Origin of the sequence: Caballeronia sp. INDeC2 (assembly GCF_023631325.1) — a bacterium.
Lineage (GTDB): Bacteria > Pseudomonadota > Gammaproteobacteria > Burkholderiales > Burkholderiaceae > Caballeronia.
Genome location: NZ_JALQDG010000052.1, coordinates 1 through 241, shown reverse-complemented (window position 1 = coordinate 241; position 241 = coordinate 1). Strand labels below are relative to the sequence as shown.

Here is a 241-nt window from a genome sequence, read left to right as displayed (position 1 = left end):
GATAAAAGTCGTAGTCGTCAAAGGGAAGCGTCGCACGCAGCAAATTCATATCAACACGTCCCGCAACGTCAAAGTCTTCGCCCTCGCGCGCGTCGCTCGGGTCTGACAGCGCGCGCACGACCTTCACTGCACCATCGGCGGAAGCCACTAGACGGCTGATCTCCTCGCTGAACGCACGGTCCTTGATTGAACGCGCCGAGTGTATGAACCACGTCTTGCGAATTCCGCGCTTGCGTAGGCC

General features: G+C 58.9%; 1 pseudogene. It reads right to left on the bottom strand.

The annotated features are described in order from the left end of the window. Positions 1-241, bottom strand: a pseudogene (locus NCS28_RS32845) (FAD-binding oxidoreductase); the annotation flags it as partial.